This window comes from Kangiella sp. HZ709, assembly GCF_009674675.1.
Lineage (GTDB): Bacteria > Pseudomonadota > Gammaproteobacteria > Enterobacterales > Kangiellaceae > Kangiella.
Genome location: NZ_WKJC01000001.1, coordinates 1152103 through 1169195 on the forward strand (window position 1 = coordinate 1152103; position 17093 = coordinate 1169195).

The 17093-nt window shown below is 38.2% G+C and carries 19 protein-coding genes; 7 read left to right on the top strand and 12 right to left on the bottom strand.

Features of this window, described 5'->3' with window-relative positions:
- Positions 1–3: 3 nt before the first annotated feature.
- On the bottom strand, positions 4–699 hold the full coding sequence (locus tag GJS41_RS05215; protein WP_154246248.1) for a hypothetical protein: 696 nt from the start codon (positions 697–699) through the stop codon (positions 4–6).
- A gap of 266 nt (positions 700–965) precedes the next feature.
- Between GJS41_RS05215 and GJS41_RS05220 the strand changes: the two genes are divergently transcribed.
- The gene (locus tag GJS41_RS05220; protein ID WP_154246249.1) at positions 966–2099 is read left to right on the top strand and encodes a hypothetical protein; all 1134 of its coding nucleotides are present in this window, start codon (positions 966–968) and stop codon (positions 2097–2099) included.
- A 22-nt stretch (positions 2100–2121) separates the two neighbouring features.
- On the opposite strand, the gene GJS41_RS05225 is transcribed toward GJS41_RS05220, so the two are convergent.
- The 7 genes from GJS41_RS05225 to dnaB form a co-directional block, all read right to left on the bottom strand.
- The gene (locus GJS41_RS05225) at positions 2122–2511 is read right to left on the bottom strand and encodes a hypothetical protein (RefSeq protein WP_154246250.1); all 390 of its coding nucleotides are present in this window, start codon (positions 2509–2511) and stop codon (positions 2122–2124) included.
- Positions 2489–4480 carry a tyrosine-type recombinase/integrase gene (locus tag GJS41_RS11650; protein ID WP_370515630.1) on the bottom strand — a complete coding sequence of 664 codons (1992 nt, stop codon included), beginning with the start codon at positions 4478–4480 and terminating at the stop codon, positions 2489–2491. The genes GJS41_RS05225 and GJS41_RS11650 overlap by 23 nt, the downstream gene beginning before the upstream one ends.
- Positions 4477–6159 (bottom strand): hypothetical protein, encoded by a 1683-nt coding sequence (locus GJS41_RS05235; RefSeq protein WP_154246251.1) that lies wholly within the window; start codon positions 6157–6159, stop codon positions 4477–4479. Before GJS41_RS05235 ends, GJS41_RS11650 begins: the two co-directional genes overlap by 4 nt.
- A gap of 5 nt (positions 6160–6164) precedes the next feature.
- Complete coding sequence (locus GJS41_RS05240) at positions 6165–7379, bottom strand: tyrosine-type recombinase/integrase (protein WP_154246252.1); 1215 nt, start codon at positions 7377–7379, stop codon at positions 6165–6167.
- A gap of 155 nt (positions 7380–7534) precedes the next feature.
- Positions 7535–7900: a secondary thiamine-phosphate synthase enzyme YjbQ gene (locus tag GJS41_RS05245; protein WP_154246253.1), complete on the bottom strand. Its 366-nt coding sequence runs from the start codon at positions 7898–7900 to the stop codon at positions 7535–7537.
- Positions 7887–8981, bottom strand: coding sequence for an alanine racemase (gene alr, locus GJS41_RS05250; RefSeq protein WP_154246254.1), 1095 nt, complete (start codon positions 8979–8981; stop codon positions 7887–7889). The genes GJS41_RS05245 and alr overlap by 14 nt, the downstream gene beginning before the upstream one ends.
- A gap of 14 nt (positions 8982–8995) precedes the next feature.
- On the bottom strand, positions 8996–10384 hold the full coding sequence (gene dnaB, locus GJS41_RS05255; RefSeq protein WP_154246255.1) for a replicative DNA helicase: 1389 nt from the start codon (positions 10382–10384) through the stop codon (positions 8996–8998).
- Positions 10385–10568: 184 nt separating this feature from the next.
- On the opposite strand from dnaB, the gene GJS41_RS05260 reads away from it, so the two are divergent.
- Together GJS41_RS05260 and GJS41_RS05265 are read left to right on the top strand one after the other, a co-directional pair.
- Positions 10569–10976, top strand: coding sequence for a thiol-disulfide oxidoreductase DCC family protein (locus GJS41_RS05260; protein WP_370515631.1), 408 nt, complete (start codon positions 10569–10571; stop codon positions 10974–10976).
- A gap of 13 nt (positions 10977–10989) precedes the next feature.
- Complete coding sequence (locus GJS41_RS05265) at positions 10990–11403, top strand: hypothetical protein (protein ID WP_154246257.1); 414 nt, start codon at positions 10990–10992, stop codon at positions 11401–11403.
- 44 nt (positions 11404–11447) lie between these two features.
- Here the strand turns inward: GJS41_RS05265 and rplI are convergent, their stop codons facing one another.
- From rplI to rpsF, 3 genes are read right to left on the bottom strand one after another with little or no spacing between them, the layout of a single operon-like run.
- A complete protein-coding gene (gene rplI, locus GJS41_RS05270; protein ID WP_154246258.1) occupies positions 11448–11900 on the bottom strand; it encodes a 50S ribosomal protein L9 in 453 nt (150 codons plus the stop codon).
- Positions 11901–11926: 26 nt separating this feature from the next.
- Positions 11927–12154 carry a 30S ribosomal protein S18 gene (rpsR, locus tag GJS41_RS05275; RefSeq protein WP_154246259.1) on the bottom strand — a complete coding sequence of 76 codons (228 nt, stop codon included), beginning with the start codon at positions 12152–12154 and terminating at the stop codon, positions 11927–11929.
- A 13-nt stretch (positions 12155–12167) separates the two neighbouring features.
- A complete protein-coding gene (rpsF, locus tag GJS41_RS05280) occupies positions 12168–12569 on the bottom strand; it encodes a 30S ribosomal protein S6 (RefSeq protein WP_154246260.1) in 402 nt (133 codons plus the stop codon).
- A 251-nt stretch (positions 12570–12820) separates the two neighbouring features.
- Here rpsF and GJS41_RS05285 point away from each other — a divergent pair, with 251 nt between their 5' ends.
- From GJS41_RS05285 to GJS41_RS05300, 4 genes are read left to right on the top strand one after another with little or no spacing between them, the layout of a single operon-like run.
- Positions 12821–14044 (top strand): Nramp family divalent metal transporter, encoded by a 1224-nt coding sequence (locus GJS41_RS05285; RefSeq protein WP_154246261.1) that lies wholly within the window; start codon positions 12821–12823, stop codon positions 14042–14044.
- Entirely contained in the window at positions 14045–14800 is a 756-nt protein-coding gene (gene pxpA, locus GJS41_RS05290; protein WP_154246262.1) for a 5-oxoprolinase subunit PxpA, read from the top strand. It abuts the gene before it with no gap.
- Positions 14800–15486 (top strand): 5-oxoprolinase subunit PxpB, encoded by a 687-nt coding sequence (pxpB, locus tag GJS41_RS05295; RefSeq protein WP_154246263.1) that lies wholly within the window; start codon positions 14800–14802, stop codon positions 15484–15486. The genes pxpA and pxpB overlap by 1 nt, the downstream gene beginning before the upstream one ends.
- Positions 15476–16411 carry a biotin-dependent carboxyltransferase family protein gene (locus GJS41_RS05300; RefSeq protein ID WP_154246264.1) on the top strand — a complete coding sequence of 312 codons (936 nt, stop codon included), beginning with the start codon at positions 15476–15478 and terminating at the stop codon, positions 16409–16411. The genes pxpB and GJS41_RS05300 overlap by 11 nt, the downstream gene beginning before the upstream one ends.
- On the opposite strand, the gene GJS41_RS05305 is transcribed toward GJS41_RS05300, so the two are convergent.
- Entirely contained in the window at positions 16398–17072 is a 675-nt protein-coding gene (locus GJS41_RS05305; RefSeq protein ID WP_154246265.1) for a hypothetical protein, read from the bottom strand. The genes GJS41_RS05300 and GJS41_RS05305 overlap by 14 nt on opposite strands.
- Positions 17073–17093: the final 21 nt, after the last annotated feature.

Below are 17093 nucleotides of genomic sequence, written 5' to 3' on the forward strand. Positions count from 1 at the left end.
ACTTTAATCCTTATATATTCTTGATAATTCTGCTGGAAAGCGAGAAGCATCCTCCATACTCCCTTCAATATGGAAGGCTTCAAGGTCGTCTATGTGCTGCCGAAATAACTCAACTGTATGCTTTTCGTCCTTAATAAGAATGTGGCGATTAGTATCCAAAATAGTAAGAAGTCTTCTATTGTTAGGTAATATTCGAGAAAGAACTTTGCGCTTCCATTGCTCTGCTGCCCCACTTTCGGGATTCTGGGCAGCTTCTATATGAGGGCCATACAGCTGAAAGGTTGTATGATTTTGTTCGAGAATTGGCTCTACTACTTCACGAGCAGAAGCACGATCATCAAACTTTACAGCCCCAAAGAGCTGCTGAAGCTTATTAGCATGCTCTACCTTCCATTTTCGCATCATTGAGTCAGGGAAATTAGAAGGGGATTTATCTACTTTCGTATGACAGTTTGAGCACAGAACAATTAAATTCTCAAAAGTTCCTCGCTCTTCTTTACTTAACTCTGGCTTAGCTCTAGGGCCTTTATCACTTGCCGCAAAAACATGTGCCAATTCAGCTATATGAAAAGACCCTGAAGGAGTATCTATAAACAGTTCTTCTGCACAACTAGGGTTCTGACAATACCCAGCAGAAGAAGAGAAAAGTCGACGTTGTGTATGCGCATCTGGCGACGCAGTCCCTTTAGAGCAAGACACCATCACACCACTTATTCATTATTTTCCTTTTTTATTACAAGACTCCAATTATTAAGGATAATATTAGCACAGTAGAAAACGATGTACATTCAGCAAATAGTATTATCTTATCTATATAATCATCAAAATATCCAAATTCATTACTTTTAAATAATCGAATATCAAGCCCTTTGTACTACATTAAAATAATCTTGCTAGATGGAAAATAGTTGATATCCTTTATTGAATCCTTCGTAATAATTTTTAACTAGCTGTTATAACTAACTATGGACTTAATAATAGACTCTCAAGATAAAGATATTATAGATATTTGTACTCGCTATTGGTCCCACAATAACGGGCAATTTAACGAAAGCGTTAAAGACATTCTTAAAAGCTATAACAATCTTAAAGGGTTAAACTCTATTGTAGAAGTGAATTGCACGGCGTACTCTGTAATAACTAGCTGCCTTACTTGTGGTGACAAGTATATCTATAAAAATAGAAATGACTTTAAAAAAACATTTAATAACGAAGATGACTTCATTTGGGAGTGCGATGACTGCCTATATTTTCAGACCAAGCAATTAGAGGAAGCTCAAAGAAATGAACTTGTTTCGAGCTACAAAACAGCTATACAACACCCTGTGAAGATAGAGGAATTAACTGTAAGAGAAGCTGTTGTTTTACGCTCTTTAATATTGCACCTAGCTACAGAAGATATGGAGTATTTAGAATATCTAGACCAAGTCGATGGCGAGTTCTCTCTGAGCCCACTTAGGGATTACAGTTTAGAACTACTTCGAGAAATGTATCGTTCCTCCGTAATTAGCATTCACCCATATATTTCTTTAAATCGAATAAACTTTACTGCTGATTTAAATTTCTCCTTTTCACTTTCAGAAGTTCCATGGCTAATTAACATTCCTGAGGGTAAGACGATGGAAGAGTTTTCCATTGCACTGTCAAATAAAATTTCTTCATTAGAGTATATTGAGGAAAGGCCTGACGAAGTAATGGAGTTATGCCATGAAATAAGCTTGAAAGAGTGCATATCATATTTAGAGTACTTAGGCGACGAGTATGGATTTGACTTTAAAGTTGGTCCAAAAACTTTAGAAGCATTAAACAAAGTACTTGCACACTTTTCAGTTGCTCAGGCATATAATTTCATATGGCGAGCCTGCAAAGATGCGGCTGCGTATTATCAACGCTCGCAAATATCTAAACGCCAAGCTGCCAACTCCATTGTTGGAAATATTGATAGGGCAATTGATCAAGCATTAGCTAATAACTGGGATGTTAAAGCATATAAGAGAAGATATGACGCACCACAATCCGTTATTAGCAAAGTATTATTCAATCATTTATTACATACAGACGATGGAGGGTTTAATTCCAAACTAACAAGCTTGCTATAAAAAGAACTACTTTTTATTATTCTCACTCTTTGAAGTGTAAAATCTTCTGCTCCTTTAAAAGACTATTTTCATACTCTAGTTGTTCATTAACTGTCGTTAAAGCCACAACTATATTAGTTAGATTTTCTATTTTTTTATTCAAGCGTTTGATTTTTTTTACATCAGATTCTCTTCTCTTTTTCTTTTTTTTCCCACTAGAAGGAGGAGCCCTATGTATTTCTGAATATGCTTTAACCTCATTATGCAGCTCTGGATATCGATCGCTTCTGAAGCTGGCAGGGTTAATACCAGCTTCTTTTGCTACATTTGTCAATGTGATAGGAGCCCCCTGATCTAACAAAGACGGTTCACCATTCTTTAAACGCTCAAATGCCTCTCGAAGGGGAGATTCAACACTTTTCTGACGTGGCATGAAAAAACACCTCTATTGCTTGGTTTTCAAGTTTAAGTTTTGAATGACGCGGGGTATTCTCTTGTATTGATTTCAACTCTTCCTCATTGCTTTCTTGCAGCTGCCTTAACCTCTTACTATTTTTCTTGACAAATACGGCATCTTTGCAAGGACCACGTCCATCGACGCCAGCGCAGTGTACCGCTGACTCGACACCTCCATATTGGCAACTTTCGACCATACAAAATCCAAGAAGTGTTTGGCGTGCCCCAACTAGTCCTTTTTTAACAAGCTCTTTCAATTTCTTATGCTCTCCATCACTAATCAATTTAATAACTTTAGAGTCCATAAGATTTTCTCCCGTAGCATAAATGTATTCACTCAGGTTACTTTTAGTTATATTTACTAAATTTCGTACCGTTGTTTGATATGCTTCTATCATTACAGCTCGAGTAACTTCCCCATTCACTCTAATTCGCGTGTAATTTCTCCCATAATAATAGCTTTGTTGCAATGTTTTATGCTTCATCATCCATTGAATAACGCTGCCAGGAACATCTGATGCAAACAAGTTAACTGACAAACTTCTTCTTAACTGGTGTGCGGAGAACGACCAAATACCGCCTACTTTAAACCAGGCTTTTTCTGTGAGACGAGGTGTAAGCTGATAAGCAATTTTGTAGTCTTCTTCAGAAATCATTAGATCTTTTCTGTTAAATGCAAGCGGGTATCTAATAATTACACTGCCTAGGCTCCATTGGTTTATTTTTTTAGCTTTATGCGCACTAAAAGGTTCAAGCCCTCCAATCATTAAATATGGATTATCCGTATATTCAAGATCAATACTTTCTAATGTTGACCGTAGTCTAAGCTGAGTGATGTAATTCAATATATTTACTGCACGTTCTACCGACAAAGGTACTACCCAATAAGCATCACTATCTGGATCTGTTTTAGTTGTCTCTCCAACTATCAACCCAACTTTTCCTAGATTAGGGTCATCGTCTGTTTGAAAGCAGTCAGAGCGTAGCGATAGACCTTCACCAACTCTTTGAATACTATGTGCTAAGATGTATGTAAATGCAGCATCTCGAACCAAGTTAAGATACTCAGACATCATATTCAGTTTATGGGTAAAATGCTTTGACTCATTCAACCATCTATAGAGAAGTTCGTCCAAACCACGATCTTTATAAAATGCTTCAATCCCACCTTCGTAAGAGCATCGAGCACCTCTCTTCTTATCTCCATACGAAACACTTTTCGTATTAATAAATGGACTCACAGAGGAATATCCTTCTTCTATATTATGTTTATATGCTTCAAAGACCCACATCCATGCATCTACAAAGGTGTTTTTGTTAAGTTCAAAATCAGCCATTACTCTCTCCGTTGATTGTATTAACGACATCCAAATTCGTGGAGGGATATATGCATGTTGAATAGGAATATGTGGGACTCTTAGTTTTTTTAATTGCTCAATGAAATGTAAATCTGCAATTTTCCACCCAAGGACTTTTTCTTCCCTCAGGATTGAAGACAAAGTCCAAATCAACTTCAAATGCTGCGCAGGGCTTGTTACCTTAATTACCTCTGTAGCTAACAATGGGAGCCTATAAAGTTCATCAATAGAAATCCCGTGTTTATCAGCAACCTTACATATCTTACAAAGCACTTTAAATATGTGACCCAGTGACACAATTTTACCCGGAAAAAGAGGCATGTGATAAAGGTGAAGAAACATCAACTGTTTAAGCAAATGATTATTTTCATAAGAGAGTTGCTGTCTTTTAAAATTAAAACCACAATGACCATATGCTTTAAAGTTCCAATAACTATCGCCATATTTTGAAAGTGGATTTCCATGTTCATCCACTGAAACTACGAAATCACTTGGAGGAGGGAAGGATAAAGGTTTGTAATTATCTAGCTTTGATGCTTCTTGCTCCTTATCTATGTTAGCGCAAAATCGCAATTCACTAACGTTCACTTCCCCTCCCAAAATTTAATAATATCAGCCCATATAGGGTGATAATTTCCCTCATCTACTTTCAATAAAGCTTCTTTAACCCACGACATCGATTGTTTACTTAGATTGTTAAAAGTTTCAATTTTTTTATTCAAACGCTCTACAGCTATATCAGCAGGCAACTCTCGACTCACTGGCTGAGCCGCTTCAATAAGTTTTAGTTTGCGAAAAGATACTAGTGACCAAACATATTCCTCCGAATTAACATCTCTGTGATTTTTACAAAATAAGCATCCTGACTGACTAATGCAGTTTGGTTTATTTATTCCACTAGGTAAATTATCAACAGGTTCCGGGGCTCCTGTACACCCTCCTCCAATAAGGTTAATTGGATTGCCCCTCCAAAAATTTGTCAACGCAGTCATAGCACGTTGCTGAGAAGGTTTGTGATAGTGTTTCGCAAAGGTTTCTTTAGCATGCTGAGCTATTTCGCTGCTTACTTTTGTATCATCAATCAAGCGACTTAAAAAATTAACTCTTGTATTCCTAGTTTTACTGGGAGGTATCCAAGGAATCTTATCCCGCCTAAGGTGCTTCTTGAGTAGATTGTAGTTTACAAGTCCTTTTACTTTAATTAATGAGCGAGTTAAAGGAAAAAGATAAGGTTGCTCTGGCCGAAACCGATCTATAAATGCAATAAACTCTTTGAACCGCTCTTTATAGTCTTTATATATTACAAATGATTTCGGACCGCCGGCTCGTGCTTTATTTTGCGTAACTAACCAATCACTATGCCCTTGTAATTTATATGAAAAGCCCTTCCTAGAAATATGCAGCACTTGGGTAACATTCATTCCAGTTTGATAGACAAAAATTACAAGCTCCACTAGAATTCTCAATGTTATTAAACCTCTTCGATATGGGTCTAGATCTTCATATTCCATTACATCAACTGGCTCACAAGCATTCTTAGCTTTCGTTTGGCATGTTTTTCTTTCTGACTTCAAGCCATTCTCAATACTAACAGGCAATTTAACGCTTACATTCATGCCATCTGGTTTAGTTAAGTTGACTTTTATGGGTAATCGGCCAATTACTGCTTTTGCTGTAAGGCTGTTTGCAATATCTACACAATAAAAGCCAAGTTTTTGGGAGTCACCAATATGCTGTTTTTCTGAGTCTCGACTAACAGCTACTTTCGCGGGATGTTTAAATGCTTTAACAACTCTTGATGAATATCTAAAATCCTTATATACAGGAAGTTTTATTGCATTCCCTATAACTTTAGCCACTTGAATAACTAGGCCATATGCACTTTCTTGTTTAATTTCTTTTTTTATCCATGCCCTATAATATTGATATTCATCAAAATGGATGAAGTTATCTTTCAAATTATCTTCATCAAGATCTAACAACAAATCCCTTTCATCAATAAATTTTATAAACAGTTGAAAACTAGATAAGTAAGTATAAAGTGAAGAATCTGGCATACCTCTTGTTCTTTCAAGATTGAAAAAATCAGTAACAGCCTCAATGAATGGAGTGCGCTCTTTTATAAGACCTTTCCATTTAGTATCGCAATCATTTTTCCGAAACCACCATCTTGCATCGCTTGAGGCGCCGCCTTTAATAAGAAATCTCCTTAAGTCTCCAGCTTTGCGGTTATAATCTTTTATCTTTAAATGCTGTATCTCATCCATAATTTTCAACTAAAGTTCGGGCCTAGAAAGTACCTTATAAATGCCTTATTAGCTTTCCTAGCTGTTTTAGAGTTCTGCAAAAATTTGACATATTTCCATGTTGTAGCTTCATTCTTGTGCATCAGCCAATCTCGAACATTATTTATAGCATCATTATCACTTTGCTTCATGAATTCTCGAGCTAGTTCTGTTCCACAAGTAGCTCTGGATTGATGAAACTTAAGGTCATGAAACTGAGTATATCCATCTCTAATTAATGATCTTCTTAATTCACTCATAGCTGTATTAATACTCCCTTCACTATACCGCTGCCCATCTTTTGTAAGAAATAACAGCGATTTATTATCTTTATGTGCTTTAGCCTGTCTTTTAAGACGAGTTATATTCGTTTCAGCATAATCAAGAATAAAATCATAGACAGGCTTCAAAAACCTGATGAAACCTCTCACATCATACTTAGTATTAACTCCTGTCCCAGGGCCAGCAGCCACCAGCATAATATTTGGATCAATTTTATCTGGTATTGCTCTTTTTAGGTTTTCAATCTTCATCGTTCTGATAGAACCAATACGTGATCCTGTAAAAAAACCAATTACGAACATTGCGTGTAAAACCGTATTGCTCTCGCTTTTGTGTTCATTCAAATATGTTAAAAGAGTGTCACGGTCTTCGCCTGAAAGAGGCAAAAGCCCATCTTCAAGCTTTGAAATATTTGCTTTTCTATGTGAAATTCTTAGATCGGTTGTTGAAACCGTTAGTGTTCGCTGGAAGCCAGTTTTATTGAAGTATGTTACTGATATTTCTTGCTCTCCCCACATTTTTATTTGTTTATCTATATAACCACGCTTTTGAGCCCATTTATAAAAGTTAACAACTGCATTCATCCTTCTAGAAGGAACTGCACTTGTTCCATTAGACGATCTAATAAGATGACCTCTAAAGCGCTCTAAACAACGCTCGGCTTGCCTAATAGGAAAATGTAGCCATGTGATATTATTATCTTCTAACCAATCAGCATATGCTTTTAAGTCATATGCATTACTTCGTAATGTCGAGCTTTTGCTTCTTTTTTCGGATAGATAGATTAGAGCTTCTATCCAAGGCTTACAATCAGACCAGAAAATCAAATAATTTGTTTTAGACTTTCTTGCATCATCCTTTCTCCATTTACCGCTAACGAATTGATACGGTTGAGCTTTATAACTTTGTATATATGCCATCGGTAATTCAGCATCCTTATATTAATTTTTGAAATTATCAACTTTAAGAAATACTAAAAATAGAAAAGAAAACTGCATTCGTAAAGAAAAAACGTAGGAATATCTAAAAATGTCAGGTTTAAAATTACTAATGTGTAGTTATGTCAGATCATGCACTAATGTGTAAGGTAAACCCCCTGCCAAGTCCCAAGCGCTAATCGCCCCTCAATAATGGGGATACTCAAATTAGTCGCGGTTAAGATTGACTTGATATGAGCAGGCATATCATCAGCCCCTTCAAAAGTATGAGTATACAAGGGATCATTTTCAGGCACTTGCCGATTCATCCAATTTTCAAGATCTCGTTTAGCACTCGGATCGGCATTTTCCTGAATAATTAAACTACAAGAAGTGTGTTGGACAAAAAGATTACAAAGGCCATTGTTAGTATTCGACTTATTGATCAAAGCTACAATTTTTTCGGTAAACTCATAGAGCTTTTGACCCTTGGTTTGAATCGTAATTGTATTATGAATAGCCATTTATATATTCAAACTTTACTCTACGAGTAACACCACAACAAAGGGTATAAGCAATGGTTTCAGCATGCGGCGCAACTTTTTCCATCGGTAATTCTTTTCCCCAAAGCACCACCCTATCACCAACAGAGTCTTGAGAGTCTGAACCTAAATCCACTGCTAGCATGTCCATTGACACTCTGCCGACTAAAGGCACTTCGCGGCCATTGACCCAAACTGGCGTGCCATTTTTTGCATGCCGCGGATAACCGTCACCATAACCAATGGCCACTAATCCAATATTGGTGTTTTGGTCTGCAAACCAATGACGACCGTAACCAACTGACTCGCCCTTAGTTATAGGCTTTATAGCCATCAGTTGCGACTCTAAGGACATAACTGGTTGTAAATCATAATCCGAGCCTTGGGTATAAGGCATAGGGGATGCGCCATATATTAATAGACCTGGTCGCACCCAATCCCAATGAGCTCGCTTATGCGCCAAAATCCCTGCTGAATTTGCCATAGATCGTTGACCCAGCATTTCTTTAGTGGCATTGGTAAATTTTTCGATTTGTTCTTCAGAAAAATTTTGATCAGAGTCCGCGCTTGAAAAATGTGACATTAATTTTACTGGTTGTTCAACGATATTTAATTGACTCAATTGACTATGAGCTGACTCAACCTGATCTAATGCGAACCCCAAGCGGAACATACCTGAATCGCATTTCATCCAAACTTTAATTGGCGCTTTGATTTGTGCAGTTTCTTGATAGCTTTTTATCAAATCAATTTGGCTTTGATGGTGTAACACCAACTGCAGATTTTGCTGCTGAATGATCGGCAACTCTTCTAACTCAAAAAAACCTTCGAGTAATAAAATAGCTTGCTTAATATCAGCTTTGCGAAGCGATAAAGCCTCTTCTAAAGTTGCAACGGCAAACATATCCGCTTCAGGTAACGCTGAGGCAATTTCAACCAAGCCATGACCATAGCCATTAGCTTTAACCACAGCCATAACTTTACTGTTATTAGCAATGGCTTTAACGGTTTTGAAATTATGTTTGAGTGCGGCTAGGTCAATAACTGCCTTAGTGGAGCGCATGATTATGGCTCCTTTTAATAGCCCATGGCTTCGTAATCTTGGTGGGCTATATTATCAAACCGACAAACTTCCCCGCGGAAGGCCAGTTCTATTTTACCAATAGGGCCATTACGTTGCTTACCGATAATAATTTCGGCGCGGCCTTTATTTTCTTCTGAATCTTTATTGTAAACTTCGTCGCGGTAAATAAACATGATAACGTCAGCATCCTGCTCAATCGCACCAGATTCACGCAAATCAGCCATCACAGGACGACGATCAGAACGTTGCTCTAAAGCACGGTTAAGTTGTGATAAAGCAATCACTGGGCAATTCAATTCTTTGGCTAGGGCTTTCAATGAACGCGAGATTTCACTGACCTCTTGGGTACGGTTCTCACCATAACCTGGCACCTGCATCAACTGTAAATAGTCCACCATGATTAAGGCCATACCACCTTGCTCACGATAGACTCGGCGAGCCCGTGAGCGCATCTCAGCAGGTGAAATACCCGCAGTGTCATCAATAAATAACTTAGTATGGTTCTTTAACTGTAAAGTTCCGCTGTTAAACTTATCCCAGTCGGCTTGCTCTTTAATTTGTCCCGAACGGATTTTATTTTGCTCAATACCGCCTAACGACGAAATCGAACGCATGATGATAGATTCACTGGGCATCTCTAAGCTGAAAACCAACACTGGCAGTTCACTGTTTAAAGCCGCATGCTCTACTAAGTTCATGGCAAAAGTGGTTTTACCCATCGAAGGGCGCGCTGCAACAATCACTAAATCCGCTGGCTGCAAACCTGAAGTCATGCCGTCCAAATCGGTAAAGCCGGTTGAAATACCCGTAATGCCGCCTTTATTCTTTTGGATCTCTTCAATCCGATGAATGGTCGATTTTAGGATTTCTTCAACACCTGTCGGGCCTTCATTATCCGTTTCGCGAGATTCCGCAATCGCAAAAACTTTCTTCTCGGCATAATCCAATAATTCAGAAAGCGATCGACCTTCTGGATTAAAACTAGCATCCGCAATTTCATTGGTTGCAGAAATCAACTGCCGAGTAACTGCTTTTTCACGAACAATTTCTGCATAAGCGCGAATGTTTGCAACGCTTGGAGTGTTCTGCGCTAGCTCACCGACAAACGGTAAGCCGATATCAGCTTCACCCTGCTTCTCAATAAATTCAGAAACCGTGATCACATCCATTGGCTGCCCCACATTTGCCAAGGATTCCATCGCTTTGAACACTTCACGATGGTTTTTCACATAAAAGTCAGTCGCTAACAAGACTTCTGATACCATTTCCCACATCTCATTATCCAGCATCACGCCGCCCAGCACCGATTGCTCAGCTTCGATAGAATGAGGAGGAACTTTTAAGTCTTTGATTTTATTATCTGTGTATTGGGCTGCTAGCATCTTTTATTTATTCTTTGGAAGTAAACTGTAGTTTATGTATCTATAAAATTATCAGTGGATATTCTGACACCCAAACCCGTTTTCATCAAGCGAACAAGTCTGTGTAAATGCTTGTGGATAATTATTGAATAACTGTATTTAACTCGCAGATATGGGATAATGAGTATAACGATTTGAAGCTTTGGTGACGAATATTAAAGGACGCATTATTCTCTTCGATAGTGAATGCAAGCTGTGCTCTGCTTGGGTGCCATTTGTTATTAAACGAGATCTCCATCAGCAATTTAAATTTTGCTCCGTTCAATCGCCTAAAGGGCAACAGTTTCTGGAAAGCTTTGGATTAGATACCCAAGAATTTGAAACCATGGTTCTAATTAAAAATGGTCATCCTATTTATAAATCAGAGGCTTTTTTTAATATCACCAAACACCTCGAAAACCCTTGGCCTATGCTCAATCTATTAAGAGTGTTCCCCTTAGCAATGCGTGACTGGTTATATGATCGAGTTGCACTGAATCGCTACAAGATCTTTGGTCGTCATAATTTTTGTATGATTCCCACTAAAGCAATACAGCAACGCTTTATTGACTAACTTAAGAAATCGTATGATTAAACCCGCTCTTGCAGAAAAATGGCTTAAAGCCTTATCCATCATCCATATTGTTGGTGGTTTGCTACTCCCTATTTTAGTTTTTAGCCATTGGAGCGACTCATACTTTGCCCAAATAGCACAGCAATTTCCGGATTCAAACCCAGAGTCGTTACGTTTTTTAATTGGAATATTTGGGCCTACCCTAGCCAGCTGGGGATTATTGTTTTATTTTGCCGTATCCAAAGCCTTTGAGTCATTGAAACAAAAAGATTGGTGGTTTCTCGTAGCCGCTATTTTGATATGGGGAGTTTTAGATACTTCCTACTCACTTTATTTCAATATACAAGCGCATCTATATCTCAATGGATTTGTGATACTTTCTTTATTACTACCATTAATGTTTACTAGAAAATATTTCTTAAAATAAAAAAGGCGCCAAATAGGCGCCTTTCTCATTCTTTAGTAAAAGAATTATTCGTCTTCTGCAACAACGTTAACTTTAACCGTTGCATCAACATCAGTGTGAAGACTCACAACGATATCGAATTCGCCGATTGAACGAATTGCGCCTTCAGGCATACGAACTTCTTTTTTCACTAATTCAACACCAGCTTCAGTTACCGCAGCCGCGATATCTGCTGTGCCAACAGAACCGAATAATTTGCCTTCATCACCAGCGTTAGCAGGGATAGTAACAGTTAATTCAGCTAGCTTTTCAGCACGAGCTTGAGCAGTTGCTAATTCGTCAGCAGCTTTCGCTTCTAACTCAGCACGACGCTCTTCAAAGTGTTTAACGTTTGCTTCAGTAGCAGGTACCGCTTTACCTTGAGGGATTAAGAAGTTACGACCATAGCCTGCAGCTACAGAAACTTGCTCACCCAAATCACCAAGGTTACGGATTTTTTCAAGTAGAATGACGTTCATTATCAATTTCCTCTTAAAAAAGCCGCTTATTCGTGGCTATCAGTGTAAGGTAATAAAGCGATATAACGAGCGCGTTTAACAGCAGACGCCAATTGACGTTGATATTTTGCGCTAGTACCAGTGATACGGCTAGGAACGATTTTACCGGTTTCAGTAATGTAGTTCTTTAAAGTTGCTGTATCTTTGTAATCGATCTCAGTTACGCCATCTGCAGTGAAACGGCAGAATTTACGACGACGATTAAAACGAGCCATGATAATTCTCCTATTATTCAGCCGCAGCTTCGGTTGATTCTTCTTTAGCTTCCGCTTTCTCTTCAGTGCGAGCTGGACGAGAAGGTTTTTCTTCGTCTGCTGCTTTCGCCATTGGAGAAGCTTCAGTTATCGCGTCTTTACAACGGATAACCATGTTACGTAGAACTGCGTCGTTGTAACGGAAAGCGTCTTCTAATTCTTCGATAACGTCACCAGTAGTCTCAACGTTCATTAAAACGTAGTGAGCTTTGTGAAGTTTCAAGATAGGGTATGCTAATTGACGACGACCCCAGTCTTCTAAACGGTGAACAGTACCGCTAGCGTCTGTAATCATCTTTGTGTAACGTTCGATCATGCCTGGCACTTGATCAGATTGATCAGGGTGCACCAAGAATACGATTTCGTAGTGTCTCATTTAAAGTCTCCTTTCGGTATCCAGCCATCGATAACCTATTGATTTACATCAATTATTAGCAACAGCAAGGAGTAAACCTAATTGTAAAAAACTTAGCCGCTTATCAGGTTGAATACGACTAAGGGCGCGTATTTTAAGGGTTTGCGCTAATTCGATCAAGCTTTTTAAGCTTTGAAACCCTTAAATTTCAAGGCTTGCGCTTAGTTTAGATTCTCTTTATCTTAGGCTAAGAATTTACAATAAGAACTCTCATGTCAAAGATTAAAAGTACCTTCGGGCCCGCCACTCTAGTTACTGCTGCTTTCATAGGGCCTGGCACTGTGACCGCGGCAACTAAAGCCGGGGCCAATTTTGGCTTTGCGTTGTTGTGGGCTTTGCTATTTTCAGTCATTGCCACCATGATTCTACAGGAGATGACTGCTCGACTTGGAGTTGTTGGTAGAAAAGAACTGGGGCAAGCTATTCGTGAGCAATTTTCTAATCCTTTTTCCAAAGCTGTTGCAGTAATACTAGTTCTCAGCGCTATTTTAGTAGGAAATGCTGCTTACGAAGGTGGCAACATTGCTGGCGCCGCTCTTGGTATCAATACTTTCTTTGAAAATGATTTAACCGCTAGTTTAGGTTTCGATCCCATCGCAGTCATTATTGGTCTTGTTGCTTTTGTACTGCTATGGTCTGGCAGTTATCAAATAATCAGCAAAGCTATTATCATTTTAGTGCTTTTAATGAGCATAGCTTTCATCACCAGTTTTGTTTTTATCACACCAAATTTTTCACAGTTATTTTCAGGACTATTAATACCTTCAATACCGGATGGCTCAACTTTAACCATTATTGCTTTAATCGGAACCACTGTCGTCCCCTATAATTTATTTTTACATTCTGCCAGTGCCAAGAAACACTGGGAGAGTGAAGGTGACTTACCTCTTGCTAGAAAAGATATTTTCATCTCGATTCCATTAGGTGGGCTAATCTCCATCGCTATTGTATCAACCGCGGCCACTGCTTTTTTTGGCAAACAAATCGAAATATCGGGCGCACAAGATTTAGCGCTAAGTATCCAGCCCTTGTTTGGTATTTCCGCTAAATACTTAATGGCCATTGGTTTATTCGCAGCCGGAATTTCTTCAGCAATAACTGCTCCGCTGGCCACAGCTTATGCGCTTTCAGGACTTTTAAATTTGAGTGGGGATTTGAAAGCTTTAAGCTTTCGCGCCATTTGGGTTTTCATCTTAATTGCAGGCGTGCTAGTCGCAAGCTCAGGTTTAAAACCGATAAACATTATTTGGTTTGCTCAAGTTGCTAACGGCATTTTATTACCTATAGTCGCCATTTTCTTGCTCTGGACTATGAATCAACAATACCTAGGCAAGTACAAGAATAATGTATTACAAAACACCTTAGGACTCATCGTTATCTTAGTCACGCTAATGCTAAGTACTCGCAGTTTAATGTCAGCTTTTGGATTACTTTAAATGAGTCAAGTTTCTATTGATATTAACTGCGATCTTGGCGAAAGTATTTTTGCAGTTGATTGGGAAAACGATTCTAAACTAATGCCCTATATTTCATCCGCCAATATCGCCTGCGGAGGTCATGCTGGCAATATAGAGAGTATCAAGGTTTCTATAGTAAACTCTAAAAAACATAACTTAAAAATTGGAGCTCACCCTAGTTTTCCTGATAAAAATAATTTTGGTCGGGCCGTGATGAATATTTCTAATACTGAACTTCGTAGTTCCATTCGACAACAACTCCAGCTTTTTAAGGACATTGCTGATAAAGAATCTTCTGATGTTAATCATATAAAGCCGCATGGCGCGCTTTACAATTTAACAGCTAAAGATAAAAACTTTGCACTGCTCATAGCAGAAGAAACCGCACGTTTATCAACCGACATTAAGCTAATGGGGCTTGCAGATTCAGAGATGGAACAAGCAGCTAAGTCCACAGGCGTAGAATACATTAGCGAAGCTTTTATGGACCGCCTGTATCATGAGAACGGTACTCTAGTCAGTCGAGAGCATCTAATGGCAGTCCACACTAGTATCGATACCTGTACCGAACAAGCTTTAGATCTTGTGCTCAAAAAACCTATTGTTACTTTTGAAAACACTCATAAAATCATTAATGCCCAGTCGATATGCTTGCACGGAGATAACCCTCTAGCCATTGAAATAGCTAAAGCGCTGCAATTAAAACTTAAACAACATAAGATTTCTATTCAATAATGCTGTTTCACAATTTTAGTATCCATATTAATAGCGATTGCTCTTTATTAGTTCAATTTGAAGAAAAGCCAAATTTAAAACTAACTGAATTTATCCATTCGTTTATTGCTTCAATACCTCAGTTAAACTTAAAAAGTTATACAGAATCTGTTGCTGCATACCAATCTATCTTGTTGATTTTTGATCCTTTGAATTGGAATTATCAAGAATCTATTAAGCAATTAGAGCAGTGTCTTAGTAAATTTGAACCATCAAAGTTCTTTGAACCCAAGATCATAAAAATTCCTGTTTGTTATGATTCGCGTGTGGCAAAGGATTTAACTGCTTTTTGTGAAGTGAAAAACATATCCATTAAAGAATTAATCGCACTGCATACCAAACCAAGTTATAGAGTTGAGATGCTAGGTTTTCTACCCGGTTTTTTATATTTGTTTGGCCTTAATGAAAAAATTTCTTTGCCTAGAAAATCTGTGCCTGATGTTAAAATACCTGCTGGCTCTGTTGCCATTGGTGGTACACAAACAGGTATCTATCCTATAGATAGCCCTGGTGGTTGGCATATTATTGGAAGAACGCCTATCAGCCTATTTACTCCTAAACAAAAGCCGCCTGCTATAGCGAACCCTCTAGATTTTATCCAGTTCGAAGCTATCAGTTATGACGAGTATTTAAATTATGTCGATTAAAGTACTCAAGCCTGGATTGCAAACCTCTATACAAGATTTAGGTAGGTCCGGATTTCGACACTTAGGGGTGTCTCAAGCTGGAGCTATTGATAGTTACCATTTAAAGCTAGCCAATTGGCTCGTTTCAAAACCGTTAGATTCTGCTTGTATCGAAAGCTATTTAATTGGTCCTGTCATAGAGTTTCAATCGAATATGACCATTGCCATAACTGGCGCCGAATTTGAAATGTATTTGAATAACACTCCGATCAGCAATAACCGAAGTTATAACGTTCACTCTAGTGATCGACTAGAGTTCGGCAAGCTGATTTCAGGCGCAAGAGCCTATATAGCCTTCTCTGCAGCACTAAATTGCCAAACAGTAATGACCTGTTATTCTTCTGATACCACCTCAGGAATTGCCGCAACTCAAACGCCAACATTAAGCGTTGGTGAAATTATTAGTACTTTAGATTCCATAGACGAACTTCCAATAAGAACCTTACCCAAAGAACTGGTTATTCCTAATCAAAAAAATATTATAGTCAGAGTCATTAAAGGGTTGGAATACTCACGACTCACTAAAAAGTCTAAGCAAATTTTATTTGAATCCACATTTAAAGTTGATGCAAACAGCAATCGAATGGGCTTAAGGTTAAATGGCGAGCATCTTGAATTAAAAGAACAGCATGAAATGGTTAGTAGCCCAATAGTGCATGGAACTATTCAGTTGCCTAAGAGTGGTCAGCCGATTATTGCTTTAAATGAGGGGCAAACGATTGGCGGCTACCCAAGAGTAGCCCAAGTGATCAGCGCTGATTTGCATTTGCTCGGCCAAGCAGCCCCTAACTCAAAGATTAGCTTTTACCCTATCACCATTGACAAGGCTGCAACTTTGCAAAAGCATAAAACTGATTTTCTAAAAGAGCATATTACTTATTTTTAATTAAGTACATGGTTGTGAAGTGAGCTCCATCTTTTTCATCAAGCTTAATTTTAGTATCGAAACCTTTAAGATCACTACCCATATGAATTGCACTTGAAGCACTTATGCCAGCCATAACTGCTGAGTGTTCATTTTGCTTGTAAGGCTTTAAATTAACTTTACAAATAGTTGATTTACACTGAAGATCTTCAACATTATAAGAGCTTGTATCGCCTGATTCGTTTAGAGCTTTAGTAATCGCATCTTGTGTTTGATATGCCCAAGAAGAGTCTACCGCTTCCTGCTCATACAAATTAATCATTGCTTGACGTTCCTGCTCCATTTTTTTCATGGTTTCATCACTGAGAACATTCACATTTTCAATAGACTCCATGGTTTCATCGTCAATTGTCTTGGATAACTTCGCTAACTCTTCACGGTCTTTAATTAAATCTAGCTCTTCTTGCAGTTTAAGCATTTCGTTCTCAAGTGCTGCAATCTTTTCGTTGGCAGACTCTAATGCTTTTAATGCACCATGATCTTTTACACTAACCACTTCGGTTTCTTTAACAATGATTTTTTCAGGCTCTGCCGTTTCTACCAACACCTCTTGAGGTTTAAAAAAAAGATAAGCATTTCCTGCGATTGATAAAGTTAATAAACTAATTAATATTTTATTCATATTATCTACCTTTTATTGTTT

Bases quoted from the DNA above. Each gene is read 5' to 3' on its own strand.
- GJS41_RS05220 (WP_154246249.1), top strand. From the start codon at position 966: ATGGACTTAATAATAGACTCTCAAGATAAAGATATTATAGATATTTGT.
- GJS41_RS05225 (WP_154246250.1), bottom strand. From the start codon at position 2,511: ATGCCACGTCAGAAAAGTGTTGAATCTCCCCTTCGAGAGGCATTTGAG.
- GJS41_RS05235 (WP_154246251.1), bottom strand. From the start codon at position 6,159: ATGGATGAGATACAGCATTTAAAGATAAAAGATTATAACCGCAAAGCT.
- GJS41_RS05240 (WP_154246252.1), bottom strand. From the start codon at position 7,379: ATGGCATATATACAAAGTTATAAAGCTCAACCGTATCAATTCGTTAGC.
- GJS41_RS05245 (WP_154246253.1), bottom strand. From the start codon at position 7,900: ATGGCTATTCATAATACAATTACGATTCAAACCAAGGGTCAAAAGCTC.
- alr (WP_154246254.1), bottom strand. From the start codon at position 8,981: ATGCGCTCCACTAAGGCAGTTATTGACCTAGCCGCACTCAAACATAAT.
- dnaB (WP_154246255.1), bottom strand. From the start codon at position 10,384: ATGCTAGCAGCCCAATACACAGATAATAAAATCAAAGACTTAAAAGTT.
- GJS41_RS05265 (WP_154246257.1), top strand. From the start codon at position 10,990: ATGATTAAACCCGCTCTTGCAGAAAAATGGCTTAAAGCCTTATCCATC.
- rplI (WP_154246258.1), bottom strand. From the start codon at position 11,900: ATGAACGTCATTCTACTTGAAAAAATCCGTAACCTTGGTGATTTGGGT.
- rpsR (WP_154246259.1), bottom strand. From the start codon at position 12,154: ATGGCTCGTTTTAATCGTCGTCGTAAATTCTGCCGTTTCACTGCAGAT.
- rpsF (WP_154246260.1), bottom strand. From the start codon at position 12,569: ATGAGACACTACGAAATCGTATTCTTGGTGCACCCTGATCAATCTGAT.
- GJS41_RS05285 (WP_154246261.1), top strand. From the start codon at position 12,821: ATGTCAAAGATTAAAAGTACCTTCGGGCCCGCCACTCTAGTTACTGCT.
- pxpA (WP_154246262.1), top strand. From the start codon at position 14,045: ATGAGTCAAGTTTCTATTGATATTAACTGCGATCTTGGCGAAAGTATT.
- pxpB (WP_154246263.1), top strand. From the start codon at position 14,800: ATGCTGTTTCACAATTTTAGTATCCATATTAATAGCGATTGCTCTTTA.
- GJS41_RS05300 (WP_154246264.1), top strand. From the start codon at position 15,476: ATGTCGATTAAAGTACTCAAGCCTGGATTGCAAACCTCTATACAAGAT.
- GJS41_RS05305 (WP_154246265.1), bottom strand. From the start codon at position 17,072: ATGAATAAAATATTAATTAGTTTATTAACTTTATCAATCGCAGGAAAT.